16 protein-coding genes are annotated in these 19,416 nt (G+C 66.9%); 4 read left to right on the top strand and 12 right to left on the bottom strand.

The window, feature by feature from the left end:
* Positions 1 to 23: 23 nt before the first annotated feature.
* The 11 genes from gyrB to mutM all read right to left on the bottom strand — a co-directional run bounded on the left by gyrB (position 24) and on the right by mutM (position 14,084).
* On the bottom strand, positions 24 to 2,462 hold the full coding sequence (gene gyrB / locus AC1DNE_RS18880; RefSeq protein WP_441471313.1) for a DNA topoisomerase (ATP-hydrolyzing) subunit B: 2,439 nt from the start codon (positions 2,460 to 2,462) through the stop codon (positions 24 to 26).
* Between the two features lie 272 nt (positions 2,463 to 2,734).
* The gene (gene recQ / locus AC1DNE_RS18885) at positions 2,735 to 4,573 is read right to left on the bottom strand and encodes a DNA helicase RecQ (RefSeq protein WP_441471314.1); all 1,839 of its coding nucleotides are present in this window, start codon (positions 4,571 to 4,573) and stop codon (positions 2,735 to 2,737) included.
* A 59-nt stretch (positions 4,574 to 4,632) separates the two neighbouring features.
* The gene (locus tag AC1DNE_RS18890; RefSeq protein WP_441471315.1) at positions 4,633 to 4,986 is read right to left on the bottom strand and encodes a hypothetical protein; all 354 of its coding nucleotides are present in this window, start codon (positions 4,984 to 4,986) and stop codon (positions 4,633 to 4,635) included.
* Positions 4,987 to 4,992: 6 nt separating this feature from the next.
* Positions 4,993 to 5,607, bottom strand: a complete 615-nt coding sequence (locus AC1DNE_RS18895; RefSeq protein ID WP_441471316.1) for a LysE family translocator — start codon at positions 5,605 to 5,607, stop codon at positions 4,993 to 4,995.
* A 75-nt stretch (positions 5,608 to 5,682) separates the two neighbouring features.
* Positions 5,683 to 6,810, bottom strand: a complete 1,128-nt coding sequence (recF, locus tag AC1DNE_RS18900; protein ID WP_441471317.1) for a DNA replication/repair protein RecF — start codon at positions 6,808 to 6,810, stop codon at positions 5,683 to 5,685.
* A 121-nt stretch (positions 6,811 to 6,931) separates the two neighbouring features.
* Positions 6,932 to 8,047 carry a DNA polymerase III subunit beta gene (gene dnaN, locus AC1DNE_RS18905; RefSeq protein WP_441471318.1) on the bottom strand — a complete coding sequence of 372 codons (1,116 nt, stop codon included), beginning with the start codon at positions 8,045 to 8,047 and terminating at the stop codon, positions 6,932 to 6,934.
* 156 nt (positions 8,048 to 8,203) lie between these two features.
* Positions 8,204 to 9,724: a chromosomal replication initiator protein DnaA gene (dnaA, locus tag AC1DNE_RS18910; protein ID WP_441471319.1), complete on the bottom strand. Its 1,521-nt coding sequence runs from the start codon at positions 9,722 to 9,724 to the stop codon at positions 8,204 to 8,206.
* A 781-nt stretch (positions 9,725 to 10,505) separates the two neighbouring features.
* On the bottom strand, positions 10,506 to 10,772 hold the full coding sequence (gene rpsT / locus AC1DNE_RS18915) for a 30S ribosomal protein S20 (RefSeq protein WP_149131629.1): 267 nt from the start codon (positions 10,770 to 10,772) through the stop codon (positions 10,506 to 10,508).
* Positions 10,773 to 10,951: 179 nt separating this feature from the next.
* Complete coding sequence (locus tag AC1DNE_RS18920) at positions 10,952 to 11,953, bottom strand: threo-3-hydroxy-L-aspartate ammonia-lyase (protein WP_441471320.1); 1,002 nt, start codon at positions 11,951 to 11,953, stop codon at positions 10,952 to 10,954.
* A gap of 269 nt (positions 11,954 to 12,222) precedes the next feature.
* A complete protein-coding gene (locus AC1DNE_RS18925) occupies positions 12,223 to 12,996 on the bottom strand; it encodes an enoyl-CoA hydratase (protein WP_441471321.1) in 774 nt (257 codons plus the stop codon).
* A 197-nt stretch (positions 12,997 to 13,193) separates the two neighbouring features.
* Positions 13,194 to 14,084: a bifunctional DNA-formamidopyrimidine glycosylase/DNA-(apurinic or apyrimidinic site) lyase gene (gene mutM / locus AC1DNE_RS18930; RefSeq protein WP_441471322.1), complete on the bottom strand. Its 891-nt coding sequence runs from the start codon at positions 14,082 to 14,084 to the stop codon at positions 13,194 to 13,196.
* 114 nt (positions 14,085 to 14,198) lie between these two features.
* On the opposite strand from mutM, the gene ubiE reads away from it, so the two are divergent.
* Positions 14,199 to 14,960, top strand: a complete 762-nt coding sequence (gene ubiE, locus AC1DNE_RS18935; RefSeq protein WP_441471323.1) for a bifunctional demethylmenaquinone methyltransferase/2-methoxy-6-polyprenyl-1,4-benzoquinol methylase UbiE — start codon at positions 14,199 to 14,201, stop codon at positions 14,958 to 14,960.
* Between the two features lie 106 nt (positions 14,961 to 15,066).
* The gene (ubiB, locus tag AC1DNE_RS18940; RefSeq protein WP_441471324.1) at positions 15,067 to 16,623 is read left to right on the top strand and encodes a 2-polyprenylphenol 6-hydroxylase; all 1,557 of its coding nucleotides are present in this window, start codon (positions 15,067 to 15,069) and stop codon (positions 16,621 to 16,623) included.
* Between the two features lie 140 nt (positions 16,624 to 16,763).
* Here the strand turns inward: ubiB and AC1DNE_RS18945 are convergent, their stop codons facing one another.
* A complete protein-coding gene (locus AC1DNE_RS18945; RefSeq protein ID WP_441471325.1) occupies positions 16,764 to 18,218 on the bottom strand; it encodes an AMP nucleosidase in 1,455 nt (484 codons plus the stop codon).
* A 224-nt stretch (positions 18,219 to 18,442) separates the two neighbouring features.
* Between AC1DNE_RS18945 and AC1DNE_RS18950 the strand changes: the two genes are divergently transcribed.
* A complete protein-coding gene (locus AC1DNE_RS18950; protein WP_441471326.1) occupies positions 18,443 to 18,790 on the top strand; it encodes an ArsR/SmtB family transcription factor in 348 nt (115 codons plus the stop codon).
* A gap of 41 nt (positions 18,791 to 18,831) precedes the next feature.
* Positions 18,832 to 19,377 carry an SRPBCC family protein gene (locus AC1DNE_RS18955; RefSeq protein ID WP_441471327.1) on the top strand — a complete coding sequence of 182 codons (546 nt, stop codon included), beginning with the start codon at positions 18,832 to 18,834 and terminating at the stop codon, positions 19,375 to 19,377.
* The last annotated feature ends 39 nt before the right edge of the window (positions 19,378 to 19,416 follow it).

The following is a 19,416-nucleotide window of genomic DNA, read 5'->3' on the forward strand; positions in this document are numbered from 1 at the left end:
ATGAGCCGGCTTCGGAGCCGGAATTAGATATCGACCGTCGCGTTGAGCGCGTTCGTCTGGATGAACTCGCGCCGCGGCTCGACGACGTCGCCCATCAGCTTGACGAAGAGATCGTCGGCCTCGTCGTTCTGGTCGTTCTTGACGCGCAGGAGGGTCCGGACGTCGCGGTCGAGCGTCGTCTCCCAGAGCTGGTCGGGGTTCATCTCGCCCAACCCTTTGTAGCGCTGTAGCGCAACGCCCTTCTTGCCGATGGTCGAGACCGCGTCGAACAGGTCGGTCGGGCCGTTGATCGTGAAGGAATCGCCCTTGCGGCCGAGCACCGCCGGCTTGGAATAGGCCTCCTGCAGGGAAACCGCCGCCGCATCGAGTTTCCGGGCCTCGGCGCTGGCGAGCAGGCCGGCGTCGATCGTCGCCGCCTGCTTCACGCCGCGGACCATGCGGGAGAAGATGAAGCCGCCCTCGCTGACCTTGCCTTCCCAGCCGCGCTCCAGCTCGTCCGAGATCGCATCGAGCCGTTGCGCGACACGGGCCGCCGCCTCGTTCGCCTGGGCCTCGTTGTCCTCGCCGATCGGATGCAGAACGCCGGCGATCGCCATCTGCTCGACGACGCGCCGGTCATAGCGCGAATGCAGCTGCGACAGCGCGTTGCGGACGTTGCGGGCCTCCTCGATCAGGACCCGCAGATCGGCGCCGCCGCGCTCGACGCCCTCGCTGGTGCGGAAGGTCGCCCCGTCCAGCGTCGAGTCGATCAGGTACTGTTCCAGCGCCCGCTCATCCTTGAGATAGACATGGCTCTTGCCGCGCGCCGCCTTGTAGAGCGGCGGTTGGGCGATGAAGAGATGGCCGGCATCTATCAGCTCCGGCATCTGCCGGTAGAAGAAGGTCAGCAGCAGCGTGCGGATATGGGCGCCGTCGACGTCGGCGTCGGTCATGATGATGATCTTGTGGTAGCGCAGCTTCGCCAGGTTGAAGCCGCCCTGATCGGCCTCGGCCCGGCCGATGCCGGCGCCGAGCGCCGTGATCAGCGTGCCGACCTGGTCGGAGGAGAGCATCTTGTCGAAGCGCGCCCGCTCGACGTTCAGGATCTTGCCGCGCAGCGGCAGCACGGCCTGGTATTCGCGGGCGCGGCCCTGCTTGGCCGAGCCGCCGGCCGAGTCGCCCTCGACGATGAAGAGTTCGGACTTGGCCGGATCGCGCTCCTGGCAATCAGCCAGTTTGCCGGGGAGCGAGGCGATATCGAGCGCGCCTTTGCGGCGGGTGAGGTCGCGCGCCTTGCGGGCGGCCTCGCGCGCGGCAGCGGCTTCCGCCACCTTGCCGACGATGGTCTTGGCCTCGTTCGGATGCTCCTCCAGCCACTCGGACAGCGCCTGGTTGACGACGTTCTCGACAACCGGACGGACTTCCGAGGAGACCAGCTTGTCCTTGGTCTGCGAGGAGAACTTCGGATCGGGCACCTTGACCGAGACGATCGCGGTCAGGCCCTCGCGGCAGTCGTCGCCGGTGAGCGAGACCTTCTCCTTCTTCGAGATGCCCGAGCTTTCGGCGTAGCCAGTGATCTGGCGGGTCAGCGCGGCGCGGAAGCCGGCGAGGTGCGTGCCGCCGTCGCGCTGCGGGATGTTGTTGGTGAAGCAGAGCACGTTCTCGTGGTAGCTGTCGTTCCACCACAACGCGACGTCGACGGTGATGCCGTCCTTCTCCGAGGTCAGCATGATCGGCTTCTCGATCACCGGGGTCTTGGCGCGGTCGAGATAGCGCACGAAGGCCTCGACGCCGCCATCGTACATCAGCTCTTCGCGGATGACCTCGGCATGGCGGGCATCGGTGAGGACGATGCGCACGCCCGAGTTCAGGAAGGCGAGCTCCCGCAGCCGGTGCTCCAGCGTCTTGTAGTCGAACTCCACCATGGTGAAGGTTTCCTGCGACGGCAGGAAGGTGACCTCGGTGCCGCGCCGGTCACCCTGCGGGCCGACCACAGCGAGCGGGGCAACCGCGTCGCCATGGCGGAATTCCATGAAATGCTCGTGCCCGCCGCGCCAGATGCGCAACTTGAGCGAAACCGAGAGCGCGTTGACGACGGAGACGCCGACGCCGTGCAGGCCGCCCGAGACCTTGTAGGAATTCTGGTCGAACTTACCGCCGGCGTGGAGCTGGGTCATGATGACCTCGGCCGCCGAGATGCCTTCCTCGCTGTGGATATCGGTGGGGATCCCGCGGCCGTTGTCGCTGACCGTGACCGATCCGTCGGCGTTCAGCGTCACCGTGACGAGGTCGGCATGGCCTGCCAGCGCCTCGTCGATCGCGTTGTCGACGACCTCGTAGACCATGTGATGCAGGCCGGAGCCGTCGTCGGTGTCGCCGATATACATGCCCGGCCGCTTGCGGACGGCATCCAGACCCTTGAGAACCTTGATGGAATCGGCGCCGTAATCATCGGGCTGGGCGCTGAGCGCAGCGTCGGTCATGAAGTCGTCCTTGCACGGGCGAGCGAGCGCCCGCGATGATCCTGATTCGAAACGACAATATAGGGGCAGACGATGGCTTTTTCACGCGCATAGGCGCGCGTGTGCGAGTCGGCGCGTTGATGCCGGTGTCTTCGGCGTCGGAACAGAGCGTCATGCTCGGGCTTGACCCGAGCATCTCATGCCGATGGAGGCTCCGGCGTTACCGCATGCCGGAGATTCTCGGGTCTACGCTTCGCTCCGCCCGAGAATGACGGCTGCCCAGGCCGGAGCGCCTACCCCGGAAACTCCGCGATCGCCTCGACAAAGGCCTCGCCATACTGCGTGAGCTTGCGCTCACCGACGCCTTCGATCGCGCGCATCTCGTCGAGGCCGAGCGGACGCTCGCGCGCCATCGCGATCAGGGTGCGGTCGGTGAAGATGATGTAGGCCGCGACACCCTCTTCCCGGGCGAGTTGCAGCCTGAGCTTGCGCAGGTGCTCGAACAGGGCGGCCGTGCCTTCGTCCAGGCCGTCGGCGCGTGCCGCCTCGCGTTCGCCGCGGCGGGAACGCCGCTCGGCGAAGGGGTCGGCCCTGAGCGCGATCGCCTCGCGACCGAACAGGATGTCCTCACCCTTCGGCGTGAGGCGGAAACCGCCATGTTCGGCGCTGGCTTCGGCCAGAGCCCCGGCGGCGAAAAGCTTGCGCGTCAGCCCCATCCAGGCCGCCTTGGGCCTGTCGGCACCGACGCCGAAGGTCTTCAGCCCGTCATGGTTCTGGCGACGGATCGCCTCGGTGGTCGTCCCCGTGAGGATATCGGCGAGATGGCCGGCACCGAAGCGCTCGCCGGAACGGATCACCGCCGAGAGCAGCTTGCGCGCGTCGAGCGTGGCGTCCTGCAGGGCCGGGGCTTCAGCGCTACAGAGATCGCAGCGGAACGGCGCGCTGCCATGCCGGCACGGTGGCGTCTCCTCGCCGAAATAGGCGAGGAGCGCGCTGCGCCGGCACAGGGCGTTCTCGCAGAGATCGATCATCGCATTCAGGCGCTTGTGCTCGATGCGCTTGCGCTCGTCGTCGACGGGCTTCTCGTCGATCTGGCGCCGTCTCAAGGACATGTCGTCGACGCCGTAGAGGGTCAGCGTATCCGCGGGCAGCCCGTCGCGCCCCGCGCGGCCGATCTCCTGGTAATAGCCCTCGATCGAGCCGGGCATATCGGCATGGACGACGAAGCGCACATCCGGCTTGTTGATGCCCATGCCGAAGGCGATGGTGGCGCAGACGACCACCCCGTCCTCCTGCAGGAAGATGTCCTGGTTGCGGTTGCGTTCCGCCTGCTCCAGCCCGGCGTGATAGGCGAGCGCATTCCAGCCCTTTTCCCGCAGCCCTTCGGCAAGCCTTTCGGTCTTGCTCCGGGAAGAGCAATAGATGATGCCCGAGCCGTTGCGGTGGCGGCGCAGGAAATCGTCGATCTGCCGGCGCGGCTGCTCCTTCGGTGCGAAGGCGAGCTTCAGATTCGGCCTGTCGAAGGAATGCACCACCATCTGCGGCGGCTGCCGGAAGAGCTGACTCGCGATATCGGCCTGGGTCTGCCGATCGGCGGTGGCGGTCAGCGCCGTCACCGGCACGCCGCCCAGCGCCTCGCGCGTTTTGGCGAGAAGCCGGTATTCCGGGCGGAAGTCGTGGCCCCATTGCGAGACGCAATGCGCCTCGTCGATGGCGAGCCGCGTCACCCCAAGACGCTTCAGGCGGCCGACCAATCCTTCGCCGGCCAATCGCTCCGGCGAGACGAAGAGCAGCCTCAGATCGCCGGCATTGAGCCTGTCCCAGGCCTGAGCCGCCTCCTCCTCGCTGTTCATCGAGTTCAGCGAGGCCGCGGAAACGCCGGCCCGGACGAGCTGTCCGACCTGGTCGCGCATCAGCGCGATCAATGGCGAAACGACGAGGGTGAGGCCGCCCGTGACCAGCGCCGGGAGCTGGTAGCACATCGACTTGCCCGAGCCGGTCGGCATCACCGCGAAGACGTCGCGTCCGGTGAGCGCGGCTTCGATCACCTCCCACTGGCCGGGGCGGAAGTCGTCATAGCCCCACACCGATTTCAGGATCGCGCGGGCTTCTGATTCGCGGGATGGCGACATGGGAAGGGGTGTGCCGCAGCCGGGCGCGCTTGGCCAGCCTTTCGCGGGATATCCTGTGCCTAGACCCGTCCGGCCAGCAGATGAACCACCGTGGTCAGCGCGAAAATCGCGGTGATCAGTTTCGAGGGCCAGGGCTTGAGATCGAACCAGATGAATTGCAGCATGAGCGGCAGGCCCCAGAAGGCAGCGCCCGCAAGTGGCAGCGCGGGATGGACGTTTCCTTGCCCGGCCAGCCAGATCAAGGTCGCGCCATAGGCGAGGAAGACGAAGATCAGCATCGCGTTGAGCGTCTGCGTGATCGCGGTGTTCAGACTGCCGGAGGGGACGAGCCGCTCCGGCCAGCCGAACAGGCGCCGGAACGCGGCGTGGAACAGCGCGAAGCCGAGATCGATGAGGCCCGCCGCCAGAACCAAGGCCGCTCAGCTCCGCGCGGCGATCGCGGCAGCCGCGCCCGCCATCACGCCGCCGGTCGTCCGGTTGATCCAGCGCATGGCGCGCGGGCTGGCGACAAGGCGACGCGCCCGGTCGGCCGCATAGGCATAGGCCAGCAAGGTTCCGCTGATGATCGGCGCGATCAGGGCCATGACTTCCAGATAGGCGAGCGGGGTCAGCGCGTTGAGATCGATGACGAGCGGCAGGATGGACAGGAAGAACACCATCACCTTCGGATTGCCGAGCGTCAGTGCCAGGCCCCCGAGGAACAGGCGGGCACCCTCTCCGCGCGCGGCGGCGGAAGGCTTCGGCGCTTCGGCGGGCGCCGTCCAGGCCTTGTAGGCGAGATAGAGCAGATAGGCGCAGCCGGCATATTTGATCGCGACGAAGACGCCGTGGAAGCTCTGCATGAGGACGCTGAGACCCAGCGCCGAGAGCGTGAACCAGACGAGGTCACCTGCGACGATGCCGGCGAGGAAGGGTAGCGATCGCCGAAAGCCGGTGGAGAGGGAGCGTGCGACCAGAGCCGCGATCGCCGGCCCGGGCGAGGCGACGGCGAGGAAATAGACGCCGGCGAACAGGGCGAGGCTGGCGACTTCCATTGGGAGGCTCCGATTTTTCGCGATGCTAGCAGCAACGCGCCGGTTCCGTCCCATCGCAAGACGTGGTCCGACCGATCAATCGATCGGATCGGCCCGGCCAGGCGTGATCGCGAAACGCTGCGCGCCGCCCGGCAGATCGCCGAACAAGGCGGCATCGGCGCCGGTCATCCAAACCTGACAGCCGAGATCGGTGAGGCCCTCGTAAAGCGCCGCGCGCCGGCGCGGGTCGAGATGGGCGGCGATCTCGTCGAGCAGGACGAGCGGGGCGATGCCGCTCATCGCCGCGACCAGCCTTGCATGGGCCAGCACGAGTCCGATCAGCAGCGCTTTCTGCTCGCCGGTGGAGCCCTGGCCGGCCGGGATGTCCTTCGGCCCGTGCCGGACCTCCAGATCCGAAGCCTGGGGGCCGGCGAGCGTCCGCCCGGCGGCGCGGTCTCGGTTGCGGCCCTGGCGCAGCAGGTCGCGATAGGTGTCCTCCGCATCCACGGCCGGCAGGCGCGCGACGAGTTCGTCGATCTCGCCCGAAAGCGCGATATCGGCATCGGGGAAGGGCGAGGCTTCATCGCGCGTGTCTGCGATGATCGCGGACAGCCGCGCCACCGTCTCGGCACGCGCGGCAGCGACCGCGACGCCGAGCTCGGCGACCTCACGCTCGACCGCGTCGAGCCACTGCGTCTGTCCCGGGCTTTCCTCGAGGATGCGGTTGCGCGAGCGCAGCGCCCGCTCCAGCGCATTCGAGCGCGTGGCGTGGCCCGGGTCGATCGCCAGCACCAGCCGGTCGAGGAAGCGGCGGCGGTCGCCGGCGGCGCCCCGGAACAGCCCGTCGAGATCGGGCGTGAGCCAGACCACGCGCAGATAGTCGCTGAAGGCGAGGGCCGAACCGACCGCGGCGCCATCGATGCGGGCGAGCCGCGGACGGCGGCCCTCAGGGTCGAGGGGACCGAGGCCGATGCCGAGCCGGCCCGCCTCGTCGGCGAGCGTCACCGAGGCGGCGAAGGAGCCGTCGCCGCCCTGCCGCGCCATGACCGAAAGCTCGGTGCGGCGTAAGCCTCGTCCCGGTGTGAACAGCGAGAGCGCTTCGAGGATATTGGTCTTGCCGGCTCCGTTCTCGCCGATCAGCGCAACGATTTGACCCTCGACCGGGAGATCGAGGGCCTCGTAGGAACGGAAATCCTGGAGGATCAGGCGCGCGACGGCGGCCATGGCCGCGCCCGATCACGCCGCGTTCGGACGCGAGCGTCCGAACGCGGACGAGAGCGATCGGCTCGCAATGCTCGCGCATTGCTCTAGCGCAAAACCGGTGTCCACTTTTTCGCGCAATACTTCACACGCGCATCGGCATCAGCACATAGAGGGCGGAGGCCCCTTCGCGATCCTGGATCACGGTCGGCGAACCCGGGTCGGCGAGCTTGAGCACGGCGGTGTCGCCATCGAGCTGCGCCGCGATGTCCATCAGGTAGCGGGCGTTGAAGCCGATATCGAGCGGGCTCGCCTCGTAATCGACCTCGATCTCCTCGGTCGCGGAGCCCGAATCCGGATTGGTCACGGAGAGCGTCATGCGCCCGTCGGCCATCGACAGCTTCACGGCGCGGCCGCGCTCCGACGAGATCGTCGAGACGCGATCGACGGAAGCGGCGAAATCGCCCTTGTCGACGGTGAGAAGCTTGTCGTTGCCGGCGGGAATGACGCGCTGATAGTCGGGGAAGGTGCCGTCGATCAGCTTGGAGGTCAGCACGACATTGGCGGTGGCGACGCGGATCTTCGAGCCGGAAAGCTCGACCGCGACCTCGCTCTCGCCATCCTCCAGCAGCTTCTGGATCTCGGCGACGGCCTTGCGCGGCACGATGACGCCGGGCATGCCGACCGAGCCCTGCGGGGCTGCGGTGTCGACGCGGGCGAGCCGGTGCCCGTCGGTCGCGACCGCGCGCAGCACGGGGCGGCCCTCGACATCGATGGTGTGGAGATAGATGCCGTTGAGATAGTAGCGCGTCTCCTCGGTCGAGATCGCGAACTGGGTCTTGTCGATCAGGCGCTTCAACTCACCGGCCGGCAGCACGAAGCGATGCGCCATCTCGCCGGCGGTGATGTCCGGGAAGTCGCTCTCCGGAAGCGTCTGGAGCTGGAAGCGCGAGCGGCCCGAGCGCAGCACGAGGCCGCTGTCGCCGGTCGTCTCGAGCGAAACCTGCGCGCCGTCGGGCAGCTTGCGGACGATGTCGTAGAGGGTGTGGGCGGGAACGGTCGTGGCGCCGGGCTCGGCCGCGTCAGCCGGAATCGTCTCCACCACCTCGATGTCGAGATCGGTCGCCTTGAGCCGCAGGCCGTTCTCGGAGGCGCTGAGCAGCAGGTTCGACAGGATCGGGATCGTATTGCGGCGCTCCACCACCCGATGAACGTGGCCTAGCGACTTGAGCAGCGTGGAACGTTCGACCGTGACCTTCATGATTGTCTAGTCTTCTGACGCTTGCTGCCCTCGCACGGATGCAAGGGCCGAATGAATGGCCAGCGACATTGCAGGACGGCAGCGACGCGCGCAAGGGCCGCGCGCGCCGGGAACCACAACCATTTGGCAGAGCAGGTGCGAGCGATCGCGCCGGGCTCACTCCTGCAGCATGCGCTTCAGGAGATCGACCTCGTCATGCAGCGAGCGGTCCTCGCTGATCGCCTTCTCGATCTTGCGCACCGCGTGCAGCACGGTGGTGTGATCGCGCCCGCCGAAACGGCGGCCGATCTCGGGCAGCGAGCGCGGCGTCAGCGCCTTCGACAGATACATCGCGATCTGGCGCGGCTTCACCACCGCCGCGGTGCGGCGCTCCGAAAGGATATCCGCGCGGCTGACATTGTAGCGTGTCGCGACGAGCTTCTGGATGTCCTCGATCTTGACGCGGCGCGGCTCGCGCGTCCGCACGAGGTCGCGGATCGCGGACTCGGCCGTCTCCAGCGTCACGAGCTGGCCCGACAGCGTCGCATGAGCGAGCAGCCGGTTGGCCGCGCCGTCGAGGTCACGGCCATTGGTCGCGACGACGCGGGCGACATAGGCGACGACGTCCGGGCCGACCTGGAAGTTCGGATGGGCGCCCTGCAGCGCGTCCATGCGGGTCGCCAGGATCTTGACGCGCAGCGCCTCGTCGAGCTCGCCGACCTCGACGACGAGGCCGCCGCCGAGCCGGGAGCGGATGCGCTCGTCGAGCGCCTCCAGCTCGCCGGCGAGCCGGTCGCCGGCGACGACGATCTGCTTGCCGGCGTCGAGCAGCGCGTTGATCGTGTGGCCGAACTCCTGCTGGATCGACTTGCCCTGGATGAACTGCACGTCGTCGACGATGAGCAGATCGATGCCGCGCAGCTTCTCCTTGAAGGCGAGAGCGGTCTGCGACTTCAGCGCCGCGACGAAGCCGTACATGAAGCGGTCGGCGGTGAAATAGGCGACGCGCTTGCCCTGGCGGCGCGCTTCCTGAGCGACTGCCTGCAGCAGATGCGTCTTGCCGAGGCCGACGCCGGCATGGAGATACAGCGGGTTATAGGGGCTCTGGCCCGCCGGCGCTCCGGCGATGCGCTCCGCCGCCGCGAAGGCGAGCTGGTTCGACTTGCCGACAACGAAGCTCTGGAAGCTCATGCGCTTGTCGAGCGCCGTGCCGCAGGCGTCGACCAGATCGGATTCGCAAGGCTGGGCGCCGCCTGCGACAGCCGGCCGGGCGGCTTCAGTCGCGACGGGGGCGGGCGTCGCGGCAGGCCGGGCGCGCAGGGCGGCCTCGACGCGCGGTGCAACCGTGGTTTCGCGCGAGACGGTGCGGACCGAGAGCAGCACGCCGGCCGGTGCCGGCAGCTCCGCCATGCAGTTCACCCGCAGGCGCTCGGCATAATGCGCCTCGAGCCAGCTCTTCAGGAAGCGGGTCGGGACCGTGAGATAGGCCACGCCCTCGACAATGCCGGCGAGCTCGAGCCGGCCGAACCAGCTGGAGAAGACGTCTTCGCCAAGTTCGGCGCGCAGGCGCCTGCGGACGCGCTCCCAGGCCTCCTGGACCGAAACCTCTTCCAGCTGAACCCCAGCGGTGTCCTCAGCCGCGATCACCACCACAGACGCTGTATCGACCGTATCACCGAGTTCCTGTCGCTCGAACATCAATGGCCCCAATCTTTAAAATGCACGCGCCTTCGGAACGGCGGCCGCAGGGCGGCCGCGTTCTTGGCACTGTTGTCCGGGTTAAAAAAGGATCCCGTCCTGTCGGGCGCTTTGTCGCCCGCAGGTTCCGATCCATGCTTTGTCGATTACGCTTGGAAGGCTCGTCGAGGGACGATGCCGCCCTTTATCTCAACACTAAAAGACAAAGGAGCTACATCCTCCAACCTCCGTGGTCGCGAGCCAAAACGCTTATCATCTCTGGAAAGCGCCTGGCGGTCATTGCTGTCCGCCGGGCGATGAAGGGACCTTACAAGGCGCTCTCGACGGGCTGCAACATCCCTTTCAGCCGGCTTCGAAGACTTGGCCTGCGAGGTGGCCCCGCCAAAGCGAGGCTGCGCCCTGCAATTGGTTGGGGAACTTAAGATTTTCTTGATGCCCGGCCCCCCTGCGCGCCGCGAATCTTTTTTTCACGGCTTTCGAAAAGGCTGCCGCAGAGTCGCCGTGATTCCGCTCGCCAAAATCCTTTGCCCACTAAGATGATGATAATGCAGGTCTTTTTGTGAGCGACGGAGTCAGCTGCGAGGGTCGGTTTTTCGCCCTGAAGCGCGCTTCAGAGTCAAGTCTGCAAACCCGTGGAAAGCCTGCGGAAATGCCTTGCGGGCAGGCTTTTTTTGTTCCGTTGGAGCCTGTGGCCGAGTCGCCACAGGAGGGGCCTTAGCCAACGAAAAAGCCCGGCCGCGAGGCCGGGCTTTTCGCCGTCGAAACGGACGGATCTTCAGGCTCAGGAAGCCAGCGCGCCGATGCGGTGAGCGAGGCGGGAAACCTTGCGCGAGGCGGTGTTCTTGTGAACCACGCCCTTCTGCGCAGCGCGCATGATCTCGGGCTGGGCGGCCTTCAGGGCCTCGGCCGCGGCAGACTTGTCGCCAGAGGCGATCGCCTCCTCGACCTTGCGCAGGAAGGTGCGCATCCGCGAGCGGCGAGTCTTGTTGACCTCGGTGCGCCGCGCGATCTTGCGCGTAGCCTTCTTGGCCGACGTCGTATTGGCCATCGAAACGTCCTCGTCTTCATCGCGGTCAGGCGCCTGGCATTATTGCCGGCGGGTCTGGCCGCACCCTTGGTGGAAAAACGTGAGCGGCGGCCGAGCATGCGCGGGCCGCCGCGAGTGGTGGGGCTATAATCGCTTGCGACCCCGCCGTCAACGCCGGAATCGATTTCGCGCCGCTATCCTCACGCGGACGGGGCGATGAAGCGGGCGAAGCTCGCCAGATCGACGTTGCCGCCGCTGATGATGACGCCGACGCGCTGGCCCTCGACCGGTATCTTGCCGGTCAGCGCCGCCGCTGCGGCGAGACAGCCGGTCGGCTCGACCACGAGCTTCATCCGCTCGGCGAAGAAGCGCATGGTCTCGATGAGCTCGGCGTCGCCGACGGTGACTATGTCCTCGACCAGCGCCTGGATGATCGGGAAGGTGAGATCGCCCAGGAATGCGGTCTGCGCGCCGTCGGCGATGGTCTTCGGCACACCGATCTTGACGATCTTGCCGGAGCGCAGCGACTGCTGGCCGTCATTGCCGGCCTCGGGCTCGACGCCGAAGATGCGGCAATTGGGATTGAGCGCCTTGGCCGCCAGGGCTGCCCCGGCGAGAAGCCCGCCGCCGCCGAGTGGCACGATCAGGATGTCGAACGGGCCGGCATCCTCGATCAGCTCCTTGGTCGCCGTGCCCTGGCCGGCGATGACATCGGCATGGTCATAAGGCGGGATCAGCGTCAGCCCGCGCTCGGTGGCGATGCGGTTGCCGATCTCCAGCCGGTCCTGGGTGTAGCGGTCGTAGCGGACGACCTCGCCGCCATAGCCCTGCGTCGCCTCGACCTTAGCCTTCGGCGCGTCTTCCGGCATGATGATGGTGGTCGGGACGCCCAGCAACTTGCCTGCATAGGCGATGGCCTGGGCGTGGTTGCCTGAGGAGAAGGTGAGCACGCCCGCCTTCTTCTGCTCGGGGGAGAGCGCGGAAATGGCGTTGTAGCCGCCGCGGAACTTGAAGGCGCCCATGCGCTGCAGGTTCTCCGGCTTGAAGACGAGGCTCGCCCCGGTGCGCCGATTGGCCGTCGCCGAGCTCATCGCGGGCGTATGATGCGCGACACCTTTCAGGCGCTCGGCGGCGCGCTCGACATCGGCATAGGTCGGAAGCGTCAGACCCTCGGGGGCGGCGATGCGGGCTGTGGCGTTCATGGTCTTCGTCCTGCTGATGATGGCGCATCGTGTCAGCAGGGCGGGGCCGGGTTCAAGTCAAAGATCGACGTCCCGGCCATGCGCGGGAGTGATCGGTCGCATCGCCGCAAGCCTTCCGCCTTGTCCGAGCCCTCATCCCGAGGCGCCATTTCATCGGAAATGGCGCCTCGGGATGTCTCATATGGTTCCGGAAGGCGCGACGAGCATGCTTCGAGACGCCGCTCACGCGGCTCCTCAGGATGAGGACCCGCGCGGTCGAGGCGCCGGCGTCAGGCGTTCTTGAAGTCCGGCTTGCGCTTCTCGGCGAAGGCGGACATGCCTTCCTGCTGGTCGGCGGTGGCGAAGAGCGAGGAGAAGACGCGGCGCTCGAAGCGCAGTCCTTCCTGAAGCGTCACCTCGAAGGCGCGATTGACCGATTCCTTCGCCATCAGCACGGACGGCAGCGACTTCGCCGCGATCGCCTCGGCCGCCTTCAGCGCCTCCGCCTGCAGATCGGCGAGCGGCACGATGCGGGCGACGAGGCCGGAGCGCTCTGCCTCCTGCGCGTCCATCATCCGGCCGGTGAGGATCAGGTCCATGGCCTTTGCCTTGCCGACTGCCTTGGTCAGGCGCTGCGTGCCGCCCGCACCCGGGATGACGCCGAGATTGATTTCGGGCTGGCCGAATTTCGCGTTGTCGGCTGCGATGATGAAGTCGCACATCATGGCGAGCTCGCAGCCGCCGCCGAGCGCGAAGCCTGCCACCGCGGCGATGATCGGCTTGCGGCGCTGGCCGATCCGGTCCCAATCCTCGAATTTGTCGTCGAGATAGGTGGCGGGGAAGGTGCGGCTCTGCATTTCCTTGATGTCGGCGCCGGCCGCAAAAGCCTTCTCCGAACCGGTGATGACGATGCAGCCGATGCCGGCGTCCTTCTCGAAGCCGTCGAGCGCTTGATTGATCTCGCCGATGAGCTGGCCGTTGAGGGCGTTCAGAGCCTGCGGCCGGTTGAGGGTGATCTGCCCGACCTTGCCCTTCGTCTCGACGAGAATGGTCTCATAAGCCATGGCGGCCTCCCCGATGATGCTGTCGGTGCAGCTTTAGCGGGCCGGGAAGGTTCAAGTCCATGCGCGTTGCGCGCATCCGCGCCTGGGACCAAAGGCACGTCATGCTCAGGCCTGACCCGAGCATCTCATGCAGGAGAGGCTCCGGTGTCACCTCCGTCTAGAGATTCTCGGGTCCAGCCCGAGAATGACGCGTGTCCCTACCGCCGTGGCTGGCAGCTCTCGCAATAGAAGGTCGAGCGGCCCGACTGGACCAGCCGCTTCACCAGCCCGCCGCAGCCCGGTGTGACGCAGACGTCGCCCTCGCGGTCGTAGACGCGGAAACGATGCTGGAAATAGCCGAGCGAGCCGTCGGCATGGGCGAAGTCGCGCAAGGTCGAGCCGCCGGCCGCGACCGCCTCCTCCAGCACCTCGCGGATGATGCGCGCCAGTTCATGCGCTGTCTGCCGTGGCCGGCCGGTCGGCGTCGCGATCGTGCCTGCCTCGGCTTCCGGATGTAGCCCGGCACGGAACAGCGCCTCGCAGACATAGATATTGCCGAGACCCGCCACGAGCCGCTGGTCGAGCAGTGCAGCCTTGAGCGGGGCGATCTTGCCCGTGAACAGCTTCGCCAGCGTCTCGCCGGAGAGTTCGTTGCCGAGCGGTTCGATGCCCATCCCGGCGAAATGCCTGGAGGCGGCGAGCTCGGCGCGCGGCACGAGGTCCATGAAGCCGAAGCGGCGCACGTCGTTATAGGTGACGCGCGCGCCCGACCCCATCTCGAACACGACATGGTCGTGGATCAGATGCCGGCCGATCTCATTATAGTAGGCGCCGGGCTCGGTCGGCGGTGTGCCGGGAGCCTCGACGATGAAGCGCCCGCTCATGCCCAGATGCATGATCAGGGCCTCGCCATCGTCGAGATCGGCGATCAGATATTTTGCCCGGCGCGACAGCGCCTCGATGCGTCGGCCGGTCAGCCGCTCGGAAAAGCCGTCAGGCAACGGAAAGCGCAGATCGGGCCGGCGCTGCTCGACGCGCGCGAAGCGTTCGCCCAGCATGGCGGGCTCCAGCCCGCGCCGGACGGTTTCGACCTCGGGTAGCTCGGGCATGGATCAAGACCTTCGTAAAGCCTGCGTCGAGACGGGCCGCGACAAGCCCGCTGCCTTTGGCTATTCATCGCCTCAGCCGAATACAAGGTCCGCCCGCAAAAGGTCCGCCCGAACGTGACAGCAGCCTCCGACACCACCCATTTCGGCTTCGAGACGGTGAAGCTCACCGAGAAGCAGGCGAAAGTCGACGACGTCTTCCACAAGGTCGCCAATCGCTACGACCTGATGAACGACCTGATGTCGGGCGGGTTGCACCGGGCCTGGAAAAGCGCCCTGCTGACCGCGATCAATCCGGCCAAGGACCGGCCTTTCCACCATCTCGACGTGGCGGGCGGGACGGGCGACGTCGCCTTTTCCGTGCTGGAGGCCGGCGGCCCGCAGACCGACGTCACCGTGCTCGACATCAATGCCGACATGCTGCGTGTCGGGCGCGAGCGGGCCGACAAGCGCTTCCCGGATGACGACCGCATTCGCTTCGTCCAGGGCAATGCCGAGGAGCTCGGTCTGCCGGACAACCATTTCGACTGCTACACCATCGCCTTCGGCATCCGTAACGTGCCGCGCATCGACAAGGCACTGGCCGAGGCCTATCGCGTGCTGAAGCGCGGCGGGCGCTTCCTCTGCCTCGAATTCAGCCATGTCGACGTGCCGCTGCTCGACAAGATCTACGAGACCTATTCCTTCAAGGTCATTCCGCCGATGGGCCGTATGGTCACCGGCGAAGCCGAGCCCTACCAGTATCTCGTCGAATCCATCCGCAAGTTCCCGAAGCCGCAGGCCTTCGCGAACATGATCGAGGACGCCGGCTTCCGTCGGGCGAAGTTCACGCCGATGACGGGCGGGGTCGTGGCGCTGCATTCCGGCTGGAAGCTGTGATGGATTGTTTTGCGTCATGCCCGGGCTTGACCCGGGCATCTCGTGCCGGAAAAGGCACCCTTCCTGAGATGCTCGGGTCAGGCCCGAGCATGACGGCTGGAACCGCATGATCTCTTCCTCCTTCCACCTCCTGCGCGGCGCGCGCGTCGGCTTCGTGCTGGCCCGCGAGGGCGCGCTCGCGCTGGTCGACCCCTCGGTGCTGCCGCCGCTGGCGCGGGGTCTGATCCGCGTCGGTCGGCTGATCGAGCGACGCGGTGCCGGGTCCTCGGCGACGAGGCTCGCGGCGGCTCTGACCCGGCTCGGCCCGTCCTATGTCAAGTTCGGCCAGTTCCTGGCGACGCGGCCTGATGTCGTCGGCATGAAGATCGCGGAGGATCTCTCGGCCCTGCAGGATCGCATGCCGGCCTTCCCGATGGCGGAGGCGCGCGCCATCGTCGAAGCCGCGCATGACGAGAAGCTGGAAGAGATCTTCGTCGAGTTCAGCGAGCCGGTCGCCGCCGCCTCGATCGCACAGGTCCACCGCGCCCGGCTGAAGGACGGGCGCGAGGTCGCGGTCAAGATCCTGCGCCCCGGTATCCGTGATCGCTTCAACCGCGACCTCGCGGCGATGCGCTTCGGCGCCGAACAGGCCGAGGCGCGTTCGGCCGAGGCGCGCCGCCTGCGCTTCACCGGCGTGGTCGAGACGCTGGCGCGCTCGGTCACGATGGAGATGGATTTGCGGCTGGAAGCGGCCGCCCTGTCCGAATTCGCCGAGAATACCAAGGAGGACGCCGATTTCCGCGTGCCGGAGCCGGACTGGCAGCTGACGGCGCGCGAGATGCTGGTCGACGAATGGATCGACGGCGTGCGCCTCTCCGATGTCGACGGCCTGCGCGCTGCCGGCCACGACCTGCCGGAGCTCGCGCGCAACATCATCCAGTCCTTCCTGAAGCATGCGATCCGTGACGGCTTCTTCCATGCCGACATGCATCCCGGAAACCTCTTCGTCGATGTCGAGGGGCGGCTCGTCGCGGTCGATGGCGGCATCATGGGCCGGCTGGGCTTGAAGGAGCGGCGCTTTCTGGCCGAGATCCTGCTCGGCTTCATCACGCGCGACTATCGCCGCGTGGCGGAGGTTCATTTCGAAGCCGGCTACGTTCCCTCCCATCACGACGTCGAGGATTTCGCCCAGGCGATCCGTGCCGTCGGCGAGCCGATCCACGACAAGCGTGCCGACCAGATCTCGATGGCCAAGGTGCTGACGCTGCTTTTCGAGATCACCGGCATGTTCGACATGGCGACCCGCACCGAGCTCGTCATGCTGCAGAAGACCATGGTGGTGGTCGAGGGCGTGGCGCGCTCGCTCGATCCGCATCTCGACATGTGGGGCACGGCCGATCCGGTCGTCCGCAGCTGGATCACGCATAATCTCGGGCCGATCGGCAAGCTGGAGGAGGCCGGGCGCGGTGCCCGCTCGCTGCTCGGTTCGCTGGCCGCGCTCCCGGACACGGTCGTCCGCGCCGAGCGTGTGCTCGGCCAGCTGGAGGACGCCTCGCGCAACGGCTTCGTCCTCGACGAGCGCAGCATCGAGGCGATCGGGCGCGCCGAGGCGCAGCGCAATCGCTGGGGCACCGCCGCACTCTGGGTGATCGCGGCGCTGATCGCCTATGGCGTGTTCGGCTGAGGCCGGCCCGTCATTCTCGGGCGCCGCGCAGCGGCGACCCGGGAATCTTGCCGGACAGGGCGTCTTTGCCGGATGGGGGCCTTCTGGTCCAGAGATGCTCGGGTCAAGCCCGAGCATGACGCCCTTTCCGGGCCGACGCCTTACCGGAACGGAGGCTCGTCGAAGCTGCGCAGCTTGCGCGAATGGATCGCCGAGCCCGCCTCCTTCAGCTTCTCCAGCGCGGCGAGCCCGATCCGCAGATGCTCGCCGACGGCGCGTTCATAGAAGGCGTTGGCGGCGCCCGGCAGCTTGATCTCGCCATGGAGCGGCTTGTCGGAGACGCAGAGCAGCGTGCCATAGGGCACGCGCAGCCGGTAGCCCTGCGCGGCGATGGTGCCGGATTCCATGTCGACCGCGATGGCGCGCGAGAGATTGATGCGCCGCCGTTCCTTGGTCCATTGCAGTTCCCAGTTGCGGTCGTCCTGGGTCACGACCGTGCCGGTGCGCAGCCTTTGCTTCAGCCGGTCGCCCTTCTCGCCGGTGATCTCGGCGGCGGCCTGCTGCAGCGCGACCTGGACCTCGGCCAGCGCCGGGATCGGAATCTCCGGCGGTACCAGCTCGTCGAGGATATGGTCCTGCCTGAGATAGGCATGCGCGAGGACGTAGTCGCCGATGATCTGGGTCTGGCGCAGGCCGCCGCAATGGCCGACCATCAGCCAGCAATTCGGCCTCAGCACTGCCAGATGGTCGGTGATGTTCTTCGCATTGGAAGGGCCGACGCCGATATTGACCAGCGTCACGCCCTCGCCGGTCTTCCGGATCAGGTGATAGGCCGGCATCTGGAAGCGGTGCCAGGGCGCGGACATCACGCGTTCCGCCGCCGAGACGTCGATGCCGTCGCGGCCGATGCGGATGCCGCCCGGCGCGACCAGTGCCTCGGCCGTGCCGGCCTCGATCTCGGCGAGCCCAAGCCGGACGAACTGGTCGACATAGCGGTGATAGTTCGTCAGCAGCACCCAGGGCTGCACGGCCCGCCAATCGGTGCCGGTGTAGTGGACCAGGCGCCGCAGCGAATAGTCGACCCTGACCGCGTCGAACAATGAGAGCGGGCGCGGCTCGCCCTCGATCAGGTCATAGGTGCCATCGGCAATCTCATCGCCGACCAGCGCGAGCAGTGGCGTTGGGAAATGCCGTGCGAGTTCGGCGGGCGTGATCTTGCCGCGTCCGAGCTCGTCGCCGCCTTCCAGCGCATAGGGGTAGGGGATTTCCTGCGTGCTGACCCCGGTCTCGATCGTCGCGCCGTATTCGGCGACGAGCGGCCGGAGCTGGTCGAGCAGATAGGCCCGGAATTCGGCCGGCTGCGTCACCGTGGTCGAATAGATGCCCGGCGCCGCGAATTTGGCATAGCCGCGCCGCGTGGCGGCCGGGAGCTTCGACGGTTCGTAGGTCACGCGCAGCATGGGGTAGCGGTAGCGCTCCCGATCCTCCGGGGTCGGTGCCTTTCCGGTATCGAAGAAGTGCTGCAGGTCGCCGCGCAGCGCCGAGCGGGCTTCGTCATAGAGCTGCTCGAGCCGGTCGATGGCGGCTTCGGGTGTCGCTGCGGTCTCGAAGCTCATGAGCGGGTGCGTCCTCCTCGTCTATCGGTTCTAGAGCATTTTCGAGCGAAGTGGACACCGGTTCGCGTGAAGAAATTGCCTCGAAGCAAAGAGGGCTATCCGCGTGTCCTTGCTCCTGACAACAACCGGCGGTGGTTCACGACAATCTGCTCGGAACGCGGTTGACAAGGTAGGGGGATGACGATACCAAACCTACTAGTTAATTAACTGATCGGTTTCATTCGATGTCGACGGACCCGCTCAGCCTGACTTTCGCCGCCCTCGCCGATCCGACGCGCCGCGCCATTCTGGCCCGGCTGTCGCAAGGCGAGACCTCCGTGAAGGAGTTGGCTGAGCCCTTCGCGATGAGCCTCCCCGCGGTCTCGAAGCACCTGAAGGTGCTGGAGCGCGCGGGGCTGATCACGCGGGGGCGGGAAGCCCAGTGGCGACCCTGCCGGCTCGACCCCGGCCCCTTGCAGGACGTCTCGGAATGGCTGGAGCATTACAGCCGCTTCTGGGACCAGAGCCTGGGCCGGCTGGACGAGATGCTGCGCCAGATCAAGGTGAAACCCCCCGATGAATCGGGCGTTTGAGACGCCAATATTCCCTTCAGCTTTTCCGCAGGTGATGACCCATGCTCAAGACTGTTCTCCTCAGCCTGCTCGGCGTTGTCGTGCTCGGGATCGCCATCGTGCTGATCCTCGCGGCCCGCAAGCCGGACACCTTCCAGGTCACGCGCACCGCCACGATCAAGGCGCCGCCGGAGCGTGTCTATGCCCTGATCGCCGATTTCAAGGCCTGGAGCGCCTGGTCGCCCTGGGAGAAGAAGGATCCGGCGATGAAGCGGACCTATGGCGGCACTGACACCGGCGTGGGTTCGACCTATGCCTGGGCCGGCGACAAGAATGTCGGCGAAGGCAGCATGCGCATCATGGAAGCCAACGCGCCGAGCCGGGTCGCGCTCAAGCTCGATTTCGTCAAGCCGTTCGAGGCCCATAATGACGTCGCCTTCGCGCTGACGCCGCAGGGCCCTGCGACGGTCGTGACCTGGACCATGACCGGCCCGACGCCATTCATCGGCAAGATCATGCATGTCTTCATGGATATGGACCGCATGGTCGGCGGCGATTTCGAATCCGGCCTGACGGCGATGAAGGCAGCGGCCGAGCGCCCCGCCTGAGCCGCCCTCCGCACCCGCCATCACCCCAGCGAGGAGGAA

This window comes from Allobosea sp. 05L423 (assembly GCF_056397745.1).